Here is a 19,060-nt window from a genome sequence, read left to right as displayed (position 1 = left end):
GCTCAGGCCGCTTTGGGCTTGTTGACGGTCTCGATGCGATCGAGCGCCTTGCCGAGATCGCGTTTGGCGATCTGGATGTCGAAATCGTTCTGAAGATTGAGCCAAAGTTCGGCGGTCGTGCCGAGCGCCTTGCCAAGCCGAAGTGCCGTGTCGGCGGTAATCCCGGTCTGCTCACTCGCAATCCGCTCAATGCGCGTGCGCGGCAGGCCGCATGTCTTGGCGAGCGCGCCGGCGGACATGTTCAGCGGGATCAGAAATTCTTCCCGCAGAACCTCACCAGGATGCATGGGCTTGAGCTTTCTCGCCATCTTCTCGCTCTCTTAGTGATAGTCCACGATCTCGACCTCAGCGGGACCTTCCGCGGTCCAGATGAAGCACACTCGGAATTGATCGTTGATCCTGATCGAGTGCTGTCCCTTGCGATCGCCTGCCAAGGCTTCGAGGCGGTTGCCGGGCGGCGCCCTTAAGTCGCCGAGCTCGGCGGCCGCGTGAAGATAGCGCAACTTCCGCCGCGCAACCTTCACGAGGTCGGCCGGAAAGCCCTTTGGACTTTCGCCGTTAAAGACCGCTTCAGTGGTTTTGTCCCGAAACGTTCTGATCACCGAGGCAGTGTATCATAGTCTGATACAGACACAAGGAGAATGTATCAGTGTGTGATACATACCTTGAGTCTACCCCTCTACATTCGCCTTCATCGCGGCCTCGAACTTGTCGACGAACTCGGCGAGCTCGTCGGCGCCGATATCGCTGACGGCCCAGAAGTTCAGGCCGCGATTGCCCCAGCGGCGGCAGTTGAAGCCCTGCATGGTCGCGGTCTTCGGTGCGCGATATTCCGCGTTCGACGTCTGCGACACGAACAGGTTGATCACGTGCTGCCGGCGCTTGTAGACGACGGCGCCGATGGCGCGCGCGTCGATGTAGTCGAGCCGGCCGCCGACCAGCGTGAAGCCTTGCGCGGTGAGGTCGATCACGGGGGGCGCAACGTCGAGCTTGCCGTTGAACCACGGCTTCACGGTGTGCTGGTCGGTCGAGACCACGTCGATGAGGTGACCGGCCTGGAGCGAGCGCAGATGCGCGGAGACGACCTCCGACAGGATGCGCTGCTGGTCGTCCTGACGCAGCACCACGGCGACGACGCCGGAGGCGGCGAGCGCGGAGACCGCCGAGCCCATGGCAAAGCCGCGCAGCACGGAGCGGCGGGTGGGTTGCTGGCGCTGCGGCTGCGGCAACGAGGCCTCGATGCGGGTGCGGAGGCTGGCCGGCGCGGTGTAGCGCAAATCGGTGTCGGCGAGCACGCGCTGCATCTCGCGCTGAGCGGCAAACTCGGCGGCGCAATCCGGGCAGCTTGCGATATGGGCTTCGACCTCGCGCGCATGGCCGGCGTCCAGCTCGTTGTCGAGCAGCGCGTGAAGCAGGATCTTTGCTTCGTCGCAAGTCATTTCGAATGCTCCTCTTCCGCCGTCCAGGCCGCGCGCAGCATGGCGCGGGCGCGGGCGAGGCGGGACATCACGGTGCCGACGGGCACGCCGGCCGCCTCGGCGATTTCACGATAGGACAGGTTGTTGATCTCCCGCAGCACGAATGTTTCCTTGAACGGATCGGCGAGCGCGTCGATCAGCTTGCGGATGGTGCCGGCATCTCGGCTACGCAGCACCTCGGTCTCGGGGCTTGCCTCGCTTTCCTGCCAGAGCGGCGTCTGCTCGGCGGCGCCGGGCGTATCCTCGATCGCGCTCGGCCGGTGCGCCCGCCGTGCATATTCGGCGTTGCAGACATTGCGCAGGATCGCGAACAGCCAAGGCTTCATCGCCGGCCCACGGTAGCTGTCGAAGTGCTTCAGCGCGCGCAGATAGCACTCCTGCACCGCATCCTCGGCGTCGGAGGCGTCGCGCAAGAGATAGCGCGCGAGCGTATAGACGTCGTCGAGATAGGGCAGCGCGGCCTCGCGGAAGCGCTGGGCCTTCTGCAAATCGTCGTTGGCGGGCATCGCTCCTCGCTTTGCCTCTTGCTTTGCTTCTGCTTTGGTCGCGGCCGAAGACGCGTGAGCCCGGCCGGCGTGGGACCACCGGCCGGGCAAGACGTTGATGCCTTGGTTGGAGACGTTACTCAACCTTGATCATCCCCGTCATGTGCGGGTGCAGCGAACAAAAATACTTGTAGTCGCCCGCATTGGTGAAGGTGAACGAGAACTTGTCGTCGGTGTCCAGGGTCTTGGACCTGAACTTGCCGGCCGACACCACGGTGTGCGGGATGTCGTCCCGGTTGGTCCAGGTCACGGTGGTGCCGACCTTGATCTTGAGCTCGGCCGGCTGGAACACGAAATTGTCGATATGCACTTCCAAGTCGTTGTCGGCACGGGCTTTTGTGGCGGGCAACAGGATGGCCGCGGCCAAAGCGAGACCGAGGTCGACACCGAAGTCGCGGCGGTTGAGGGTTTTCATTGTCAGCTTCCGTCTGGCCCTGGATCAACCCTGGAGCGGCGTGTCGATGATCGCGAGCCGCTGCTCGTTCTGCTTGAAGTTGACGCTGGCAACGCCGAGCATGGAGCGGAGTTTTGCGTCCTCGACCTTCATCGGTCCGGGCGAGGGGGCGGCCCCCGGCGACGGCTGCGGGAAGGCGGTCGAGCGCGCGGTGTGGAAGGTGACGTTGCCCTCGACCTTCTGCATCACCTGGTGGATGTGGCCGTTGAGCACGGTCACCGAGCCAAAGCCCTTCACGAGCTCCAGCGCGCGGCCGCCGTCCTCGGTGCCCCAGCCCCATTCGGGATAGACGGTCCAGAGCGGGATGTGGGCGAACAAGACGACTGGCGTCGATTTCGACTTGCCGCGCAGATCGTCCGCGAGCCAGGCGAGTTGCTCGGCGCCGAGATTGCCGAGGCCGCCGGCCTTGAGGTCGACGACGTTGACGAGGCCGACGAAGTGCACGCCGCCGGCGTCGAAGGAGTACCAGCCCTGGCCCTTGGTGCCGCGGCCGTAGCGCTCGCGATAGAACTTCACCTCCTCGTCGAGGAAGTCATGCTCGCCCGGAACGTAGTGCACGTCGAGCTTGCTCTGCGAGATGATGCGCTCGGCATTGTCGAACTCGGCGGCCTTCGACAGATGCGTGATGTCGCCGGTGTGGATCATGAAGGACGGTTTTGCCGGCATCGCGTTGATCTTGTTCACGGCCTCCTCCAGCGTGCCGAGCGCGTTGGGATTGGCCGGCTTGTCGAAGCCGACATGGCTGTCGCTGATCTGGAGGAAGGTCATGCCGGGCGTGGCCGCCGTCGCGGCTTCAGCCGAATCGATGATGCCGAGCGAGCGCGGCACGCCACCCGTGACGGTCCAGAGCACCCCCGTGCCGGCCCAGGTCATGCATTCCAGCACCTTGCGGCGGCTGACGCCGTCGTCCCCGTGATCGTGTCCGCTCATCGCACCTCTCCGCTTCGCCCGGAATAGGGCTGCGGGGAGGTGATTGCGGGAGGGGGAGGCTTATTCCCGGACGCGATGACGATTTCGTGAGGCGGCTCTCGTGTCCCGGACGCAGCGCGTCCGGGGCACGAGACTTAGTTCGCGAACTCCCGCACGGCTTCCACCACGGATGCCGGCGTTTCCTGCGCCACGCAGTGCCCGGCGCCTTCAAAGACCAGCGTGCTGATGCGCGGAATCAGCGAGACCGCACGCGCCGCCATCACCTTGTAGATCGGCCCCGACTTCGCGGCGGTGGTGATGCGCACCGGGCAGTCGATCTCGGCGAGCGAGGCAAACGGATTGCCGCGGGAATCGCCCACGTAAACCTGTGTCATCGCCTCGTAGATCGGACGCAGCATCGCCGACTCGATCTCAGGCGTGCAGCAGAGCTGGACCCGGCCATCCTCGAGCGGCATAAAGCCGTGACGCACATAGGCCCGCAGTGACGTTTCGGTCCAATCCGCGAATGCCGGTGCCGCGCGGTAGCGGTTGAAGACGGCATCGTGGCTGTCGAATTCCGCCTGCCGGCGCAGCGCGCCTTGCACGCGGGACAGGGCCCCTTCGTCCAATCCGCCGGAGTGTGCCGCGCGCGGGTCCATGATGGTCGGCTCCATCACGAACAGGCGCGTGAAACGCCCGGGCAATAGCTTTGCTGCGAGCAGGAGGTCGGTCGCTCCCGCACTGTGGCCGATGCCGTAGACGTCGCGCAGCCCGAGCGCATCGATGACGCGGCAGACGTCGTCGGCAAAGTCCAGGAAGTGATAGGTGCTGGGCTTGTGGCTGGCGCCGTGGCCGCGGCGGTCGAGGGCGTAGACGGTGTAGGTCGATGCAAGCTCGCGTGCGACCTCGTCCCAGACGTCGGCGACGAAACCGGTGCCGTGCACGAGCAGGGCGGGCGGTTTCCCGCTCTCGCCCCATTGCAACATGGCGATCTCTGCGCCGGCGGGGCCAATTGAAAAGCGGTGCGGATTGACCATGGCGATGCGATGCTACTTCGCATCCTCCAGGATCATCGTCGCGCCCTTCTCCGCGATCATCGCCGTCGGCGTGTTGGTGTTGCCCGAGGTGATGGTCGGCATGATCGAGGCGTCGACGATGCGCAGGCCACCGAGGCCGTAGAAGCGCAGGCGCTCATCGACCACCGCCATGGGATCGTTCGCTGCGCCCATCTTGGCGGTGCCGACGGGATGGAAGATGGTGGTGCCGATATCGCCGGCGGCCTTGGCGAGGGAGGCTTCGTCGTCGCCGACCGACGGGCCGGGCAGATATTCGCTCGGGTGGTACTTTGCCAGCGCCTTCTGCTGCATCAGGCGGCGGGTGGTGCGGATGGCGTCGGCGGCGACCTGGCGGTCGTCGTCGGTCGAGAGGTAATTCGGCGCGATGATCGGCTTCTCGTCGGGCGTCGCCGTGCGCAGGCGCACGGTGCCGCGCGAGGTCGGCTGAAGATTGCAGGCGCTGACCGTGATCGCGGGGAAGCGGTGCAGCGGATCGCCGAACTTATCGAGCGACAGCGGCTGCACGTGGAACTGGATGTTGGCCCGCGCGCGCGTCGCGTCGGAACGCGTGAAGATGCCGAGCTGCGATGGCGCCATCGTCAAGGGACCGCGGCGGCGGAAGGCGTAATCGAGCCCCATCAGGCCGCGTCGGAACAGATTGTAATAGGTCTCGTTCAGCGTGCGTACGCCCTCGACCTTGTAGATCGCGCGCTGCTGGAGATGGTCCTGCAAATTGCGGCCGACACCGGGCTTGTCCATGACGATGTCGATGCCAAGCGGTGATAGCCAGTCGGCAGGCCCGATGCCGGAGCGATGCAGCACCTGCACCGAGCCGATGGAGCCGGCCGAGAGGACGACTTCGCGCTTGGCACGCGCCTCGATGATCTCGCCGTTCTGGATGAAACGCACGCCGACGGCGCGGCCCTGCTCGATGATGAGACGATCGACTAGCACATGCTTCTCGAGCCGCAGATTGGGGCGGTTCAGGGCCGGCTTGAGGAAGCCGCGTGCCGATGACCAGCGGCGGCCGCGCTTCTGGTTGACATGGAAGTAACTGGTGCCTTCGTTGTCGCCGGTGTTGAAATCCGGGATGCGCTTGATGCCCATCTCCTCGGCGGCGTCTCCAACGGCGTCGAGCACCGCCCACGACAGCCGCGGCGCCTCGATGCGCCAGCCGCCGCCGGCGCCGTGATGCTCGCTCGCGCCGAGGAAGTGGTCTTCCAGCCGCTTGAACAGCGGCAGCACATCGTCATAGCCCCAGCCGGTCATGCCGAGCTGGCGCCAGTGATCGTAGTCGGCGGCCTGGCCGCGCATCGAGATCATGGCGTTGATCGCCGAGCAGCCGCCGATCACCTTGCCGCGCGGATAGGCGAGCGCGCGGCCGTTCAGGCCCGGCTCGGCCTCGGTCTTGAACATCCAGTCCGAGCGCGGATTGCCGATCGCGAAGAGATAGCCGACCGGGATATGGAACCAGATCCAGTTGTCGTCGCCGCCGGCTTCGAGAATCAGGACACGGTTCTTTGGCTCGGCGGACAGCCGGTTGGCGAGGATGCAGCCGGCGGTGCCGGCTCCGACGACGATATAGTCAAACTCACCTTCGAGCCGTCTTGGCATTCTGCTTCCACCCAAACAGGCGTCATGCCCGGGCTTGTCCCGGGCTTCCACGCGCTTCCCGTCCTAATACTCAGACGTGGATGGGCAAGACAAGCTGGCCACAAGCCCGGCCATGACGGGAAGACAGAGCTACCCCGGACCCCAAGCAGTTGGGTGGACTCGCGCTTGCATGGTAGACAGTGCTGTATTTTCAACCAAGCTTGAGACCCTCCATGCCAGTTGTGAACCGCGTCGCCGACCTCCAACCCGATATTCAGGCCTGGCGCCGGGACATCCATGAGCATCCCGAGCTGCTGTACGATGTCCACCGCACCGCAGCATTCGTCGCGGACCGCCTGCGCGAGTTCGGCTGCGACGCGGTCGTGACCGGTGTCGGCCAGACCGGCGTGGTCGGCGTGATCAAGGGCAGCAAGCCGGCCGGCGAGGGGCTCAGGGTGATCGGCATGCGCGCCGACATGGATGCACTGCCTGTCGACGAAGAGACCAACCTGCCTTACGCCTCCAAGACCCCCGGCAAGATGCACGCCTGCGGCCATGACGGCCACACTGCGATGCTGCTCGGCGCGGCGCGCTACCTTGCCGAGACCCGTAACTTCGCCGGCGATGCGGTGGTGATCTTCCAGCCGGCCGAGGAAGGCGGCGCCGGTGGTGCGGCCATGGTCAAGGACGGGCTGATGGAGCGCTTCGGCATCGAGCAGGTCTACGGCATGCACAACGGCCCCGGCATCCCGATCGGCTCGTTCGCGATCCGGCCGGGCCCGATCATGGCGGCGACCGACGAGGTCGATATCGTGATCGAGGGCTTCGGCGGTCATGCCGCGCGTCCGCACAAATGCGTGGATTCGGTGCTGGTCGGCGCGCAGGTAATCACGGCGCTGCAATCGATCGTCGCGCGCAGCGTCGATCCCTTGGAATCGGCGGTGATCTCGATCTGCGAGTTCCACGCCGGCAACGCCCGCAACGTCATTCCGCAGACGGCGACGCTGCGCGGCACCATCCGCACGCTGACACCTGAGGTGCGCAAGCTGGTCGAGAAGCGCGTGCACGAGGTGGTGGCGGGCGTGGCGCAGATTACGGGCGCCAAGATCGATCTGCACTACAAACGCAACTATCCCGTCGTGAACAACCACGCCGCGGAGACTGAAGTGGCGACGCGCATTGCGAAGCAGGTTGCGGGCGAAGCCAACGTGCTCGAGATGCCGCCGCTGATGGGCGGGGAGGATTTCGCCTATATGCTGGAAGCGCGCCCCGGCGCCTTCATCTTCTGCGGCAACGGCGACAGTGCCGGCCTGCATCACCCCGCCTACAATTTCAACGACGAGGCGATCGTCTACGGCACGTCCTATTGGGTCAAGCTGGTCGAGGAACAGCTCGCGGCGTCGTAAGGCTCACGTCCGACGCACAAAATGAAAGGGCCCGCGCATCGCACGGGCCCTTTGTCGTTGCGGGATCTGCTCGGCTTAGAACATGCGCGAGAAAATCACGTAGAGCGTGGCCGACAGCATGATCGCGCAGGGCAGCGTCAGCACCCATGCCATCAGCAGGTTGCGGATCGTCGCCAATTGCAGGCCCGAGCCATTGGCCGCCATGGTGCCGGCGACGCCGGACGACAGCACGTGGGTGGTCGAGACCGGCAGGCCGAACACGTCGGCGGCGCCGATCGTGGCGGCGGCGACGAGCTCGGCGGAGGCGCCTTGGGCGTAGGTGAGATGGGTCTTGCCGATCTTCTCACCGACGGTGATCACGATGCGCTTCCAGCCGATCATGGTGCCGAGGCCGAGCGCGATGGCGACGGCGATCTTCACCCAGTTCGGGATGAACTTCGTGGCGGCGTCGAGTGAGCCCTTGTAGGCGTTTAAGGTCGCGACCTCGTCCTTGTTGAGATCGTTTTCCTTGTCCTTCATCAGGAAGCGGATCGCTTCCGAGGTCAGGTACATGTCGTTGCGGGTGTTGCCGACCGCTTCCGCCGGCACCTTGTTCAGCGAACCGTATTTGGCAACCTGATCGCCGACATCCTTCACGAGCACGGCGAGCGAAGGATAGGTGCCCTCGTTGATGTGATGCAGTGCGATGTACTGCGTCACCGCCGGACGGGGATCGCCGATGATGCTGTGGCCGGCGCCCTTGGCCGAGATCACCTTGGAGGCGGCCTCCGAGGTCTTCTGGAATTGGGCGACCTGGGATTCCGGCAGCGCGCGGTTGAGCGCGTAAGCGGTCGGGACGGTGCCGATCAGGATCAGCATGATCAGGCCCATGCCCTTCTGGCCGTCGTTCGAGCCATGCGCGAAGCTGACGCCGGTGCAGGTCGCGATCAGGATGCCGCGGATCCAGAGCGGCGGTGCCTTGTGGCCTTCGGGCGCAGCATAGAGTGCCGGGTTGCGCACGATGAATTTGAGAACCAGCAGCAGCACGGCGGCGCAGATGAAGCCGAACAACGGCGACAGCAGCAGCGCGTAGCCGATCTCGGTGGCCTTGCTCCAGTCCACGCCCGAGGTGCCGTCGCGGCCGCGCATGACGGCATTGGCGATGCCGACGCCGATGATCGAGCCGATCAGCGTGTGCGAGGAGGAGGCGGGAAGTCCGAAGAACCAGGTGCCGAGATTCCAGATGATCGCAGCGATCAGCAGCGCGAACACCATGGCGAAGCCGGCGCTGGAGCCGACCTGGAGGATCAACTCGACCGGCAGCAGCGAGACGATGCCGAAGGCGACCGCACCGGAGGAGAGCAGCACGCCGAGGAAGTTGAAGAAGCCCGACCACATCACGGCGAATTCGGCGGGCAGCGAATGGGTGTAGATCACCGTCGCCACTGCATTGGCGGTATCGTGGAAGCCGTTGACGAACTCGAAGCCGAGCGCGATCAGGAGCGCGACGAACAGGAGGATATAGGGCAGGAAGGTCGTGACCTTGGTGCCGGTCGCGTTGACGTCGACATAGATGCTGTAGGCGACGAACAGCAGGCCCGCGGCGAGGATGCCGAAGAACAGGATCATCGTGAGAGGGTTGAAGCCCTTGTCGAGGTTTGGCCGGGAAGCCGGCTGGATCGGCGTGCCATCGGCTACCGTCCCGTTAAATGCTACATCGGTCATGTTTGAACGCCCCTTAACCTATTGGAAGGGCTATTGTCCGCGAATGATTTGAAGGCTGGATGACAACCTGCGTGCTAACGTCGCTTTCCTCTTCTATTTAAGCGGCGCGGGCAGCTTTCTTCTGCAAGGCGGCGGCGATCTTCAGGTCTTCGACAAAGCGCTGATACTCCAGTACTTTCGCTTCCGGATCGGGCAGCCGCAGCAGATAGGACGGATGCACCGTCACCAGCGCCTTGCGTCCATCGGGCAGGTCTATGAGCCGGCCGCGGGTCTTTCCGATCGGAGTGATCTTGCCGAACACGCTCTGCGCGGCGGTGGCGCCCATCGCGACGATGAGATCAGGCTGGATTGCCGAAACTTCCCGCTCATACCATTGCCGGCAGGCCCGGATCTCAGGTGTGTTCGGCTTCTGATGCAGGCGGATCTTGCCGCGCGGCACGAATTTGAAGTGCTTGACCGCGTTGGTGACGTAGACCTTCTTGCGGTCGACGCCGGCTTCCTCCAGCGCGCGGTCGAGCATCTGCCCGGCGGGTCCAACGAAAGGATGGCCGGCGAGATCTTCCTTGTCGCCGGGCTGCTCGCCGACCAGCATGATGTTGGCGTTCTTCGGGCCCTCGCCGAACACGGTCTGTGTCGCGTCCTTGTAGAGATGGCAGGCGCGGCAATGCGCGGCCTCCTCGCGGAGGGCTTCGAGATCGTCGGCAGCAGGTTTGCGTTTCATCGGAGCCTCCGCCCGCTTCTGAGGCTTGTGCGGATCGGTTGCGGCATTGGCGATCATGGCGCCGGTCATGCGCTCGGCGTCCTCGATCAGGGGTTTAATGATCGAAGCCTCGGGCAGGTTCCTCCAGTATTTCTTCGGCATCTCCGTCTGCATCGCCTTCACCTTCAGCCGGGCCGGATTGAAGATGCTGGCGTAGTAGCGCCGCCAGGTTTCCTCCAGCCGGTCTTCGCCAGGTGCCTCGCTCTTGCTCACGCCCGGCGTGAACGAGAGCGCGTGGCCGTCCCAATGCGCGCAGAGGTCCGGCGTCAGGATCGACCACGGCATGTCGGCAAAGCGTTTTGCGAAAAACGGCGCGGCGAGCTCGACGATGTGATGCTCCGGCTCGAACCAGGCGACGTAATGCGCGGCGCGCTCGCGGCCGATCTCGCGGAAGCGCACGAAGGCATGCATCTTGTGCTCGTCGCGATGAACCGCTCTCGCCATCGCAATGACCTGCGCGACATCGGAGTCGGTCGCGACCTCGATGAGATCGTGATCGTCCTTCAGCCGGAACAGCAGGCGATAGAGGATCGCAAAACGCTCGCCATCGCGATGCAGGATCGCGGCCTGGGCGAGCTCGACGAATTTTGCCGGAACGTTGAAGGTGCCGTCGTTCACCTCGAGGATCGGAGACGGCGCGGGTGGCGCGAACAAATCGGCTTCGCCGCCCTGCACGGCCCAGGTGACATCGGCGGGCTCCACATGATGAAGCACGAGTGAACGCGCCGCTTTGCGCCAGCCGTCGAAATCGGTTTCGGTGTCGAGGATGATGTACTGCATCAGAAGCCAAACCCCAGTTGCGTTGCCTTCGGCTTGAACCGTTCGATCAGCCCGGCCGCATCGAGGCGGTGCGCTGAGGGGCGGTGATCGCTGAGGACGATGAACGGCAGCGCCTTGTTGCGGGGCACATGCAGGCGCGCGAGATCGGAGAGGCGGATCGTGGTGGTGCGGCGCGTCGCGATGATGCGCTCGACCGCCTTGGTGCCGAAGCCCGGCACGCGCAGCAGCTCCTCGCGGCTGGCGCGGTTGACGTCGAGCGGGAAGCGATCGCGATGGCGCAGCGCCCAGGCGAGTTTCGGATCGATGTCGAGCGGCAGCATCGCGCTGTCGTCGACGATCTCGCCGACGTCGAATCCGTAGAACCGCATCAGCCAGTCGGCCTGGTAGAGCCGGTGCTCGCGCAGCAGCGGCGGCTGCACCAGAGGCAAGGCGCGGCTGGCGTCGGGGATCGGGCTGAAGGCGGAGTAGTAGACCCGCCGCAGCCGGTAGGAGCCGTAGAGATTGGCGCTGGTGTGGAGGATGGTGTGGTCGTTCGCGTTGTCGGCGCCGACGATCATCTGCGTGCTTTGGCCGGCCGGCGCGAAGCGCTGCGGTTTTGCTTTCGTCTTCGCGGTGCGGCTTTCCTCGGCCTCGTCGAGCTTCAGCCGCAGCCGGCCCATGGTGCGGCGGATCGCTCGGACATCTTTCTCCGGCGCGAATTGCTGCAGGCTCGTCTCCTGCGGCATCTCGATGTTGATGGAGAGACGGTCGGCATATTTGCCGGCCTCCGCGATCAACGCGTCGTCGGCCTCGGGAATGGTCTTCAGATGGATGTAGCCGCGGAAGTGATGCTCCTCGCGCAGTTTTCGCGCGACGCTCACCACTTGCTCCATGGTGTAGTCGGGACTGCGGATGATGCCGGAGGAGAGAAACAGGCCCTCGATGTAATTGCGCCGGTAGAAGTCGAGCGTCAGCTTGACCACCTCTTCGATGGTGAAGCGGGCGCGCGGCACGTTGGAGGAGGCGCGGTTGACGCAATAGAGGCAATCGTAATTGCAGGCGTTGGTCAGCAGCACCTTGAGCAGCGAGATGCAGCGTCCATCCGGCGCGTAGGAATGGCAGATGCCCATGCCTGGGGCGGTCGAGCCCATGCCCTTGCCGTCGCTGGAATCCCGCTTCTCGGTGCCGCTGGAGGCGCAGGACGCGTCGTACTTGGCGGCATCCGCGAGAATTGCCAGTTTGCGTTGTATGTCCATGCTTGAATCTCTTTGATTCCACTCATGAATCTTTGGCGCGCCAATTCGATTGACTCTTCGGGCGCCGTTAGCTTTATATTAGAACATACCATGAACAAATGAGCCAGCCGCTGGTTCTCTTTTTGAGAGCCACCGGCAATCACCTCTGAAGGAGCGGCGAGCATGAGCAGCGCACGCATCAGCGCGCTTGCGACCTTGCGCGGCCAGATCGAGCGCATCGAGACGGCGGAGGTCGTGCATCATCACGATCGGATCGCGCTCGGCCATGGCGAGGCCGACGCCGCGCTGAAGGGCGGGCTCGCGCGCGCGGCGATCCACGAGGTGTTTTGCGAGGGTCGGCAGGGGACAGCCGCGACGGGTTTTGTCATGGGCCTCGCAGGGCGCGTCTCGGCACAGCGGCCGCTGCTGTGGGTGCGGCAGGATTTTTCGGAATTTGAGACCGGCGCGCTGTCGATGAGCGGGCTCGCCGAGCTTGGCCTCGATCCGCGCCGCGTGGTGATGGTGCGCGCCGCCGATGTCGAGAGCGCGCTGCGCACCTCGGCCGACGCGCTCGCCTGCGATGCGCTCGGCGCTGTGGTGCTCGAGCTCTGGGGCGATGTCAGGCAGTTCGATCTCGTCGCGAGCCGCAAGCTGACGCTCGCCGCGCAATCTTCAGGCGTCACCGGGCTGATGCTGCGCATGGCGGCGCAGCCGCTGCCTTCGACCGCGGAGACGCGATGGATGCTGCGCGCGGCGCATTCGCCGCCGGGGCCAGTATGGAGTGCCTGGGGCGCGCCGCGCTTCGATGCCGAGCTCTTGCGCAATCGTCATGGCCCGTGCGGCCGGTGGATCATGGAATGGAATTGTGATGAGTGCCAGTTCAGTGAACCGTCGACGCATTCTCAGCCTGTGGCTGCCGCGCCTGCCCATCGACCGGATCCAGCGGTTTCTTGGCAGCGCCGGGCTGGGTAAAAACAATAACGAACCGAGCATCGTCGTCATCAAGGACAACAATGCGCTGGTGATCCATGCGCTCGACGAGGTTGCCGAGCATCTCGGCCTGTACATCGGCCAGCCGCTCGCCAATGCGCGGGCGATGTGTCCGGACTTGAAGGTGTTCGACGCCGATGTCGTGGCCGATGCCAAGACGCTCAGCGACATCGCGGACTGGTGCGACCGCTTCACGCCGCTGGTGGCGCTCGATGCCCCGCATGGGCTGTTCCTCGATATCACCGGCTGCGCGCATCTGTTCGGCGGCGAGGCCGCGCTGTTGCAGACACTGGTCCGTGCGCTCGCCCGGCAAGGCTTTGCCGTCAGCGCGGCGATCGCCGGCACCTCCGTCTGCGCGCGCACGCTGACGCGGCAGACTTCAGGCATCGTCGCCGACGGCGGCGAGGCGGCGGCGATCGACCGGTTTCCGGTGTCCGCGCTCGGCGCGGGCGAGGCCATCACCACCGGCCTGCGCCGTGCCGGTCTGAAGACCATCGGCGATGTCGCCTCGCGTTCGCCGAGCGAGATCACGGCGCGGTTCGGCGCCCGGTTCTCCACGCTGCTCGCGCATGCGCTGGGGCAGGGCGATGCGCCGATCAATCCGCGCAAGCCGCTGCCCGACTATATCGTCGAGAAGCGCTTTGCCGAGCCGATCGCAACCGACACCATGATCGCGATGACGCTGTCGCGGCTGGCCGATACGTTGATCGCCTCCATGGAGAAGCAGGGCAAGGGCGCACGGCGCCTCGAAGCCGCGTTCTTCCGCACCGACGGCGTGGTGCGCGCGATCATGGTCGAGACCGGGCGGCCGGTGACGCGAAGCGCGGTTGTCGACCGCCTGTTCCGCGAGCGCCTCGATGCGCTCGCCGATCCCCTCGATCCCGGCTTCGGCTTCGACATGGTGCGCCTGTCGGCGAGCCGCACCGAGATCGTGGTGCAGGAGCAGCGCGATCTCGATGCCCATGTCCACGACAATGACGAGCTTGCCGCCTTGATCGACCGCATCGCCGCGCGGATCGGGGGAAAGCGCGTCGTCGTGCATCTGCCGCAGGATACCCATATCCCGGAATGCGCCGTGCTGACCGCGCCCGGCCAGCATCATCTCGCGGCCGCCATGCAGGCCGAATGGCCGGCCCGCGCCGAGAGCGAGCCGCCGCTGCGCCCGTTGCGTCTGTTCGAGAAGCCCGAGCCGATCAAGGTGCCGTTCGCGACGGTGCCCGACGGTCCGCCGCATCAATTCACCTGGCGCCGCGCGCTGCATGCGGTGGTGCGGGTGGAAGGGCCCGAGCGCATCGCGATGGAATGGTGGCGGCAGGACGGCAAGCAGCTGACGCGGGATTATTTCCGCATCGAGGATGCCGAGGGCCTGCGCTTCTGGATCTTTCGCGACGGTCTTTACGAAGGGGAAGTGTTCGACGGCGACGGCGAGCCCGCCTCTCCCAACTGGTATGTACACGGGCTCTTCGCATGACGACATCAGCCTATGCCGAGATCGGCATCACCACCAATTTCTCCTTCCTGCGCGGCGGCTCGGATCCGCGCGCCTATGTGCATCAGGCCAGCATCCTCGGCATCCCCGCAATCGGCATTGCCGATCACAACACGCTCGCCGGCGTCGTGCGCGCCTACAAGGAGCTCGACAATGACAAGGTGCTGCACAAGCCGAAACTGCTGATCGGCGCGCGCATCGTCTTCATCGACGGCACGCCCGATATTCTCGTGTACCCGCGCGACCGCGCCGCTTATGGCCGGCTGTGCCAGCTCCTCACCCGAGGCAAGCGCGGCGACGACATCACGCGGATCGAGAAGGGCGAATGCCATCTCAGGTTTGCTGACCTGCTCGAGTTCGCCGAAGGGCAGCTCCTGGTCCTGATGCTGCCGCATCGCTTCGAGCCGACGCAGGTGCTGGATATTCTTGCAAAGCTGAAGGACAGGGGTGCCGAGGGCGTGTGGCTGGCGGCGAGCCTGATCTATCGCGGCGACGACCGCCGCCGCCTGGCGCGGCTCGACGATCTCGCCGCAAAAGCCAAAGTGCCGCTGCTCGCGACCAACGAGGTGCTCTACCACCATCCCGCGCGCCGTCCGCTTCAGGACGTGCTGACCTGCATCCGGGAAAAGACCACGATCGAGGCGGTGGGACGCAAGCTGGAAGCCAATGCCGAGCGCTTTCTGAAGACGCCCCGCGAGATGGCGCGGCTGTTTCGCGATTTCCCCGAGGCGATCACGGAGACCATGCGCTTTGCGGACAGAATCGACTTCTCGCTCGACCAGCTCAAATACCAATATCCGGATGAGCCGGTGCCGCCCGGCAAGACCGCGCAGGGGCATTTGGAGGATCTGACCTGGGCGGGCGTCGACAAATATTTCGGCGGCAAGATCGACGACAAGCTGCGTGCCACTCTCAAGAAAGAGCTCGCGCTGATCGCCGAGCTGAAATACGCGCATTACTTCCTCACCGTGCACGACATCGTGCACTATGCGCGCAGCCAGAACATTTTGTGCCAGGGGCGGGGCTCGGCGGCGAACTCGGCCGTGTGCTACGTGCTCGGCATCACCTCGGTCGACCCGACCAAGGTTGACCTGCTGTTCGAGCGCTTCATCTCCAAGGAGCGGCTGGAGCCGCCCGACATCGACGTCGACTTCGAGCATTCGCGGCGCGAGGAGGTGATGCAATATGTTTATCGCCGCTACGGTCGCCACCGCGCCGCGATCATCGCCACCGTCATCCATTACCGTCCGCGCAGCGCCATTCGCGACGTCGGCAAGGCGTTGGGCCTGACCGAGGACGTCACCGCCGCGCTCGCCGACACCGTCTGGGGCAGCTGGGGCAAGGGCCTCAACGACATGCAGGTCCGGCAGGCCGGGCTCGATCCGCAAAATCCCATGATCAACCTCGCGGTCGAGCTCGCGACAGAGCTGATCGAATTCCCGCGCCATCTGTCCCAGCATGTCGGCGGCTATGTGCTGACGCAGGACCGGCTCGACACCTATGTGCCGATCGGCAACGCCGCGATGGACGACCGCACCTTCATCGAATGGGACAAGGACGACGTCGACGCGCTCAGCATGATGAAGGTCGACGTGCTTGCGCTGGGCATGCTGACCTGCATCCGCAAGTGTTTTGATCTGATCGATCAGCACAAAGGCGAGCGTTGGGTTCTGGCGACCGTCCCGCAGGACGACCCCAAGGTCTACGACATGCTGTGCGACGGCGAGTCGCTCGGCGTCTTCCAGGTCGAGAGCCGCGCCCAGATGAACATGCTGCCGCGCCTGAAGCCGCGGACGTTCTACGATCTCGTCATCGAGGTCGCGATCGTGCGGCCGGGACCGATCCAGGGCGACATGGTCCATCCTTACTTGCGGCGGCGGAATGGTCTGGAAAAGGTGAGCTATCCGTCTCCGTCGCCGGATCACGGCGACAAGGACGAGCTTTACAATGTGCTGCACAAAACGTTGGGCGTGCCGCTGTTCCAGGAGCAGGCGATGCGCATCGCGATCGAGGCCGCACATTTTACGTCCGAAGAAGCCAACGGCCTGCGCCGCTCGATGGCGACCTTCCGCAATGTCGGCACCATCGGCCAGTACGAGGAGAAGTTGATCGGCAATATGGTCGCGCGCGGCTACGATCCCAACTTTGCCAAAAGCTGCTTCGACCAGATCAAGGGTTTTGGCTCCTACGGTTTCCCTGAGAGCCATGCCGCGAGTTTCGCGCAGCTCGTCTACATCTCGTCATGGCTCAAACACTACCATCCCGATGCCTTCTGCTGTGGCCTGTTGAACTCGCAGCCGATGGGCTTTTACGCCCCGGCGCAGATCGTCGGCGATGCCCGCAAGAACGGCGTCGAGGTGCGTGACATCGACGTGTCCTACAGCTTTGCGCAGAACACGCTGGAGAATACGAAGGACAATTATTGTGCCGTACGCCTCGGCTTTCGCCAGATCGATGGTTTTCACTGGCTCGATCCCGATGAGGAGTCGTTGAAGCGCGATCAGGCATTGCGCCGCATGCGAAATATCGATGCGCCTGAGTCAGGGACGCACGAGCAGTTGGGCTCTCTCCCCCCTTGCGGGGGAGAGTTGGAGAGAGGGGTAAGCCACGAGCACCGCCCGCGCGGCTTACCCCTCTCCCTACCCCTCCCCCGCAAGGGGGGAGGGAACCCATCCACCTCCCGTGCGGCCTTGGCCCAGATGCGCGTTGAAGAAGCTGAGCTCGACTGGGCCGACCGCATCGTCGCCGCCCGCAACCGCCGGCCCTTCACCTCGCTGGAAGACTTCGCTCGCGACACCGGCCTGCCCAAGCGCGCGCTGATCCTGCTGGCGGATGCCGATGCGTTCCGCTCGCTCGGGCTCGACCGCCGCGAGGCGCTGTGGCAGGTGCGGCGGCTGCCCGACGACGTGCCGCTGCCGCTGTTCGAGGCGGCGACCGCACGCGAGCAGCCGGACGAGCACGCAAAGCCGCTGCCGGTGATGCCGCGCGCCGAGCAGGTCGTCGCCGATTACCAGACCATCCGGCTATCGCTGAAGGGTCATCCGATGGAATTTTTGCGCGAGATGTTTTCGCGCGAGCGGGTCGTCGCCTGCAAGGAGATCAGCCACGAGAACGATCGGCGTCGCGTCCGCTGCGCCGGCGTGGTCTTGGTGCGGCAGCGGCCGGGCAGCGCCAGCGGCGTCGTGTTCATGACACTGGAGGATGAGACCGGCATCGCTAATGTCGTGGTGTGGCCCAAGGTGATGGAGCAGTACCGCAAGGAGGTGATGGGCGCGCGCCTCATCGAGGTTCAGGGCTACATCCAGAGCAGCCCTGAGAAGGTCACCCATCTGATCGCCCAGCGCATGATCGACCGTTCGCACGATCTGGTCGGATTGGCCAACGACGCCCTGAGCCGCAAGCATCCGGTGCCGACGGGCGCGACGGTGGTCGAGCCCCTCAACGAAGACCCCCGCGCGCTTGCGGACATGCCCGCGCAAAAACACCGCCATCCCCGCAACGTCCGCATCCTGCCGCCGTCGCGGGATTTTCATTGAGATGTGGCACGGGATGCCGCCACACCCTCAGCTGCCGTAGGGTGGGCAAAGGCGCGTAGGCGCCGTGCCCACCATTCTTTTGCGATCACTGACGGATGGTGGGCACGCTTCGCTTTGCCCACCCTACAGATTCTGCACTAGCAATGACGAGTTTGTTGACCGATCGCGCGCGCCCATACCCTCAGTCGTCAAGCCCGGCCATGACGGCGCAGGGAGGTGTGCGCCGCTTTCCTAGAAATTCACCCGGTTCGAGATCGCGCCGTCCACGACGAGATTGGATCCCGTCGTGAACGCCGACACCGGGCTCGCCAGAAACACTGCGGCGTTCGCGATCTCCTGCGGCGTTGCCATGCGGCCGGTCGGGTTGCGCTTCATCGCGTCGTTGTAGCGATCGGGCATGTTCTGCTCGATCGTGTTCCAGACGCCGCCCTTGAAATAGACGGTACCCGGGGAGACCACGTTGACGCGGATTTTCTTCTTGGCGTATTGCCGCGCCAGTCCCTTGGCCATGTGGATCAGCGCCGCCTTGATCGGGCCGTAGGAGCTTGCCGCATCCGCCTGCGCCGCCGCGATAGAAGAGATGATGACGAAGGCGGCATCGCCGCTGCGCCCGCCGCCGGCTTCCAGGAACGGCCGCGCCGCGTCGAACGCATGCACGGCGCCGAGCACGTCGAGCCGGAAATTCTGTTCCCATGACGCGGCGTCCTGGCCTTGCGCCATTGCGCCGGCATTGGAGAACAGCAGGTCGACGCCGCCAAGCTCTTTCGCCGCGCTCTCGATCCAGGCTCTCAGCGCCGCGCCGTCGGTGACGTCGACGGTGCCGCCGGTAGCGCGGATGCCACTCGCCTTCAGTTCAGCGACGGTCGCCGCAACCTGATCCGCGTTGCGCGCACACACCGCGACATTGGCGCCTTCAGCGGCCAGCGTGTCCGCGATCGCGCGCCCGATGCCGCGCGTGCCGCCGAGCACCACGGCGTTCTTTCCCTTGAGACCGAGATCCATTGTTGGTTTTCCTTCTTGCTGGTCGTGCGGAGCTTGTTTGTTTGAGTGAAGATATCGAATTCGTTCTCGGTGTAATACCCCGCGCAGGCGGGTATCCAGTACGCCGTAACGTCTCGGTTCGATCGCCGGCGTCTCTGGAATACCG

Annotated in this window: 16 protein-coding genes; 4 read left to right on the top strand and 12 right to left on the bottom strand. The window is 64.8% G+C overall.

What is annotated here, in order from left to right; genetic code table 11:
* Nucleotides 1-2 precede the first annotated feature (2 nt).
* From AAFG16_RS33810 to AAFG16_RS33775, 8 genes are all read right to left on the bottom strand, one after another.
* Entirely contained in the window at nt 3-308 is a 306-nt protein-coding gene (locus AAFG16_RS33810; protein ID WP_342732283.1) for a HigA family addiction module antitoxin, read from the bottom strand.
* 12 nt (nt 309-320) lie between these two features.
* Nucleotides 321-602 carry a type II toxin-antitoxin system RelE/ParE family toxin gene (locus tag AAFG16_RS33805; protein WP_283080780.1) on the bottom strand — a complete coding sequence of 94 codons (282 nt, stop codon included), beginning with the start codon at nt 600-602 and terminating at the stop codon, nt 321-323.
* A 69-nt stretch (nt 603-671) separates the two neighbouring features.
* Nucleotides 672-1,439 carry an anti-sigma factor gene (locus tag AAFG16_RS33800; RefSeq protein ID WP_342732280.1) on the bottom strand — a complete coding sequence of 256 codons (768 nt, stop codon included), beginning with the start codon at nt 1,437-1,439 and terminating at the stop codon, nt 672-674.
* Nucleotides 1,436-1,984, bottom strand: coding sequence for a sigma-70 family RNA polymerase sigma factor (locus tag AAFG16_RS33795; RefSeq protein ID WP_342732278.1), 549 nt, complete (start codon nt 1,982-1,984; stop codon nt 1,436-1,438). The genes AAFG16_RS33800 and AAFG16_RS33795 overlap by 4 nt, the downstream gene beginning before the upstream one ends.
* A 115-nt stretch (nt 1,985-2,099) precedes the next feature.
* Nucleotides 2,100-2,438 (bottom strand): cupredoxin family copper-binding protein, encoded by a 339-nt coding sequence (locus tag AAFG16_RS33790; protein WP_235539447.1) that lies wholly within the window; start codon nt 2,436-2,438, stop codon nt 2,100-2,102.
* Nucleotides 2,439-2,462: 24 nt separating this feature from the next.
* Entirely contained in the window at nt 2,463-3,407 is a 945-nt protein-coding gene (locus tag AAFG16_RS33785; RefSeq protein ID WP_283080777.1) for a metallophosphoesterase, read from the bottom strand.
* Nucleotides 3,408-3,541: 134 nt separating this feature from the next.
* Nucleotides 3,542-4,423 carry an alpha/beta hydrolase gene (locus AAFG16_RS33780; protein ID WP_342732275.1) on the bottom strand — a complete coding sequence of 294 codons (882 nt, stop codon included), beginning with the start codon at nt 4,421-4,423 and terminating at the stop codon, nt 3,542-3,544.
* 12 nt (nt 4,424-4,435) lie between these two features.
* On the bottom strand, nt 4,436-6,055 hold the full coding sequence (locus AAFG16_RS33775) for a GMC family oxidoreductase N-terminal domain-containing protein (RefSeq protein WP_283080775.1): 1,620 nt from the start codon (nt 6,053-6,055) through the stop codon (nt 4,436-4,438).
* 212 nt (nt 6,056-6,267) lie between these two features.
* On the opposite strand from AAFG16_RS33775, the gene AAFG16_RS33770 reads away from it, so the two are divergent.
* Nucleotides 6,268-7,440, top strand: a complete 1,173-nt coding sequence (locus AAFG16_RS33770) for a M20 aminoacylase family protein (RefSeq protein ID WP_342732272.1) — start codon at nt 6,268-6,270, stop codon at nt 7,438-7,440.
* A gap of 75 nt (nt 7,441-7,515) precedes the next feature.
* Here AAFG16_RS33770 and AAFG16_RS33765 read toward each other — a convergent pair whose 3' ends face one another.
* The 3 genes from AAFG16_RS33765 to AAFG16_RS33755 all read right to left on the bottom strand — a co-directional run bounded on the left by AAFG16_RS33765 (nt 7,516) and on the right by AAFG16_RS33755 (nt 11,919).
* Nucleotides 7,516-9,144 (bottom strand): inorganic phosphate transporter, encoded by a 1,629-nt coding sequence (locus AAFG16_RS33765; protein WP_342732270.1) that lies wholly within the window; start codon nt 9,142-9,144, stop codon nt 7,516-7,518.
* 97 nt (nt 9,145-9,241) lie between these two features.
* Complete coding sequence (locus AAFG16_RS33760; RefSeq protein WP_283080772.1) at nt 9,242-10,684, bottom strand: UdgX family uracil-DNA binding protein; 1,443 nt, start codon at nt 10,682-10,684, stop codon at nt 9,242-9,244.
* On the bottom strand, nt 10,684-11,919 hold the full coding sequence (locus AAFG16_RS33755; protein ID WP_283080771.1) for a putative DNA modification/repair radical SAM protein: 1,236 nt from the start codon (nt 11,917-11,919) through the stop codon (nt 10,684-10,686). The genes AAFG16_RS33760 and AAFG16_RS33755 overlap by 1 nt, the downstream gene beginning before the upstream one ends.
* Before the next feature lie 162 nt (nt 11,920-12,081).
* On the opposite strand from AAFG16_RS33755, the gene AAFG16_RS33750 reads away from it, so the two are divergent.
* The 3 genes from AAFG16_RS33750 to AAFG16_RS33740 are packed head-to-tail and all read left to right on the top strand — an operon-like array spanning nt 12,082 to nt 17,913.
* On the top strand, nt 12,082-12,870 hold the full coding sequence (locus tag AAFG16_RS33750) for a DNA repair protein (RefSeq protein WP_342732267.1): 789 nt from the start codon (nt 12,082-12,084) through the stop codon (nt 12,868-12,870).
* The gene (locus AAFG16_RS33745; protein ID WP_342732265.1) at nt 12,767-14,359 is read left to right on the top strand and encodes a DNA polymerase Y family protein; all 1,593 of its coding nucleotides are present in this window, start codon (nt 12,767-12,769) and stop codon (nt 14,357-14,359) included. The genes AAFG16_RS33750 and AAFG16_RS33745 overlap by 104 nt, the downstream gene beginning before the upstream one ends.
* Entirely contained in the window at nt 14,356-17,913 is a 3,558-nt protein-coding gene (locus tag AAFG16_RS33740) for an error-prone DNA polymerase (protein ID WP_342732263.1), read from the top strand. The genes AAFG16_RS33745 and AAFG16_RS33740 overlap by 4 nt, the downstream gene beginning before the upstream one ends.
* A gap of 231 nt (nt 17,914-18,144) precedes the next feature.
* Here the strand turns inward: AAFG16_RS33740 and AAFG16_RS33735 are convergent, their stop codons facing one another.
* Entirely contained in the window at nt 18,145-18,915 is a 771-nt protein-coding gene (locus tag AAFG16_RS33735; protein ID WP_283080767.1) for an SDR family oxidoreductase, read from the bottom strand.
* Nucleotides 18,916-19,060: the final 145 nt, after the last annotated feature.

Source organism: Bradyrhizobium sp. B117 (assembly GCF_038969555.1).
Taxonomy (GTDB): domain Bacteria; phylum Pseudomonadota; class Alphaproteobacteria; order Rhizobiales; family Xanthobacteraceae; genus Bradyrhizobium.
The sequence above is the reverse complement of the archived record's forward strand: the minus strand, read 5'-3'. Positions and strand labels throughout refer to the sequence as shown.

Coding starts and splice junctions, on each gene's coding strand:
- AAFG16_RS33765 (WP_342732270.1), bottom strand. CDS start 9,144: ATGACCGATGTAGCATTTAACGGGACGGTAGCCGATGGCACGCCGATC.
- AAFG16_RS33755 (WP_283080771.1), bottom strand. CDS start 11,919: ATGGACATACAACGCAAACTGGCAATTCTCGCGGATGCCGCCAAGTAC.
- AAFG16_RS33790 (WP_235539447.1), bottom strand. CDS start 2,438: ATGAAAACCCTCAACCGCCGCGACTTCGGTGTCGACCTCGGTCTCGCT.
- AAFG16_RS33795 (WP_342732278.1), bottom strand. CDS start 1,984: ATGCCCGCCAACGACGATTTGCAGAAGGCCCAGCGCTTCCGCGAGGCC.
- AAFG16_RS33745 (WP_342732265.1), top strand. CDS start 12,767: ATGAGTGCCAGTTCAGTGAACCGTCGACGCATTCTCAGCCTGTGGCTG.
- AAFG16_RS33800 (WP_342732280.1), bottom strand. CDS start 1,439: ATGACTTGCGACGAAGCAAAGATCCTGCTTCACGCGCTGCTCGACAAC.
- AAFG16_RS33735 (WP_283080767.1), bottom strand. CDS start 18,915: ATGGATCTCGGTCTCAAGGGAAAGAACGCCGTGGTGCTCGGCGGCACG.
- AAFG16_RS33770 (WP_342732272.1), top strand. CDS start 6,268: ATGCCAGTTGTGAACCGCGTCGCCGACCTCCAACCCGATATTCAGGCC.
- AAFG16_RS33740 (WP_342732263.1), top strand. CDS start 14,356: ATGACGACATCAGCCTATGCCGAGATCGGCATCACCACCAATTTCTCC.
- AAFG16_RS33760 (WP_283080772.1), bottom strand. CDS start 10,684: ATGCAGTACATCATCCTCGACACCGAAACCGATTTCGACGGCTGGCGC.
- AAFG16_RS33785 (WP_283080777.1), bottom strand. CDS start 3,407: ATGAGCGGACACGATCACGGGGACGACGGCGTCAGCCGCCGCAAGGTG.
- AAFG16_RS33750 (WP_342732267.1), top strand. CDS start 12,082: ATGAGCAGCGCACGCATCAGCGCGCTTGCGACCTTGCGCGGCCAGATC.
- AAFG16_RS33780 (WP_342732275.1), bottom strand. CDS start 4,423: ATGGTCAATCCGCACCGCTTTTCAATTGGCCCCGCCGGCGCAGAGATC.
- AAFG16_RS33810 (WP_342732283.1), bottom strand. CDS start 308: ATGGCGAGAAAGCTCAAGCCCATGCATCCTGGTGAGGTTCTGCGGGAA.
- AAFG16_RS33775 (WP_283080775.1), bottom strand. CDS start 6,055: ATGCCAAGACGGCTCGAAGGTGAGTTTGACTATATCGTCGTCGGAGCC.